The organism is Actinomadura sp. KC345 (assembly GCF_004348515.1).
GTDB lineage: Bacteria > Actinomycetota > Actinomycetes > Streptosporangiales > Streptosporangiaceae > Spirillospora.
In genome coordinates this window covers 1-1,626 of record NZ_SMKH01000558.1, presented here as the reverse complement: position 1 = coordinate 1,626, position 1,626 = coordinate 1, and the positions used below count along the sequence as shown (strand labels likewise).

General features: G+C 66.9%; 2 protein-coding genes. Both read right to left on the bottom strand.

Annotated features, from left to right (window positions below; genetic code table 11):
- Positions 1 to 26: 26 nt before the first annotated feature.
- Complete coding sequence (locus tag E1281_RS39535; protein ID WP_131884793.1) at positions 27 to 1,031, bottom strand: IS3 family transposase; 1,005 nt, start codon at positions 1,029 to 1,031, stop codon at positions 27 to 29.
- A 29-nt stretch (positions 1,032 to 1,060) separates the two neighbouring features.
- Positions 1,061 to 1,543 carry a hypothetical protein gene (locus E1281_RS39530; RefSeq protein ID WP_131884792.1) on the bottom strand — a complete coding sequence of 161 codons (483 nt, stop codon included), beginning with the start codon at positions 1,541 to 1,543 and terminating at the stop codon, positions 1,061 to 1,063.
- Positions 1,544 to 1,626 lie beyond the last annotated feature (83 nt).

The window sequence follows — 1,626 nt, the reverse complement described above, 5'->3', positions numbered from 1 at the left end:
CGGAACCTGTCAAACCGGATGAGACGTCAGGCCACGTGGGTGGTTTGTGGCTTGTTGTCGGTCTGGGGTTGGGGTGGCGGGTTGATCCAGACCTTGTCCGGTAGCGGGGGCGGTGAGGGGCACCGGCCTCGGAACCGTTCGGGGTGGGCCCGGAAGGCCGCCTGCAGGGTGGCGGCCCGGCGGGCCTGGACCTGGGTGGCGGTGCCGTCGTGGACGGTCGCGGGCGTGTGCATCCCGATCCCGGAATGGCGGTGTTCGTGGTTGTAGTAGGCGAAGAAGTGGCTGCAGAAGCTGTTGGCGTCCTCGATCGAGCCGAGTCGCCCTGGGAATGCCGGGCAGTATTTGAGGGTCTTGAACTGTGCTTCGGAGTAGGGGTTGTCGTTGGACACGTGCGGGCGGGAATGGGACTGGTCGATGCCCAGGAGGGCGAGGAGTCCGGTGACGGTGTTGGAGGTCATGGCCGTGCCGCGGTCGGCATGGATCGATCGGGGCGCCACGCCGCCGTTGGCGATGATGGCGTGCTGGATGAACTCCTTGGCCAGGGTGCCGTTCTCGGTGGGCCAGATCTCCCAGTGCACAACTTTGCGGGAGAAGATGTCGATGATGACGTACAGCAGATAATGCACGCCGCGCACGGGGCCTTTCAGTTTCGTGATGTCCCACGACCACACCTGGTCGGGGCCGTCGGCCTGGAGTTCGGGCTTGACGGTCGCCGGACGCACGGCCTGGGCGCGCCGCTCACCGGCCTGGCCGCGCTCGCGCAGCAGCCGGTACATCGTGGCCTGCGAGCACAGGTACACCCCCTCGTCCAGCAGAATCGCCCACACCTGCGCCGGTGACTTGTCGACGAACCGAGGCGAGTCCAGCACCGCCAGCACCCGCTCGCGTTCGGCCGCCGACAGCTCGGCCGGGTGATGGAAGGGGCGGCGCGGCCCGAGCCGGGGCGGGCGGGGATTGCGGTGCCGGTGCAGAGTCGAACGGGATTTTCCCAGGACGCGGCATGCCCGGGCGGTGCCGAGCAGTTCCTCCATGCCGGGCAGGTGGTCATCGATGACCTGGTTCAGTTCTCGTCGGAGTCCGCGCTGCTTGAGATGTCCCGCAGCAGCGCGAATGCTTTTCCCGCGATGTCCAATGCGGTTTGGGTCTTGTCGAGTTCACCCGCGAGTTTGGCGTTGCCGGCTTCGAGCTTGGCGGCTTCGGCCTTGAGTTTGGTGTTCTCGGCCTTCAGACGGGCCAGTTCCTCGGCCTCGGGGCTGCGTGCCGGCTTTCCCGACGTGGCTGCGAGGGTGCCTTCATCGCGTTGTTTGCGCCAGTGCTCGATGTGGGAGTGGTAGAGCTTTTCGGCCCGCAACAGGGCGCCGCGTTCGGGGCTGCCCTCGGGTAGCGCGTCGTAGGCGGCCAGGATCCGGGCCTTGTAGGCCTTGGTGAACGTCCGGCGCTTGGGCCGAGCAGGCCGGCCCGACTGCTGGTCGCCGTGTTCGTCGGTCACCCGACCATCCTGCCGTGTCGTCACGGCGGCCTGGTCGGCGAGAGTCATCGTCACTGCGCTCTTCGTCCTGTCCCGCCCTGCTTGATATCAGAAGGACTCATTCGTGCCTTGTGTCACAGCAGTCTGACAGAGAGGGG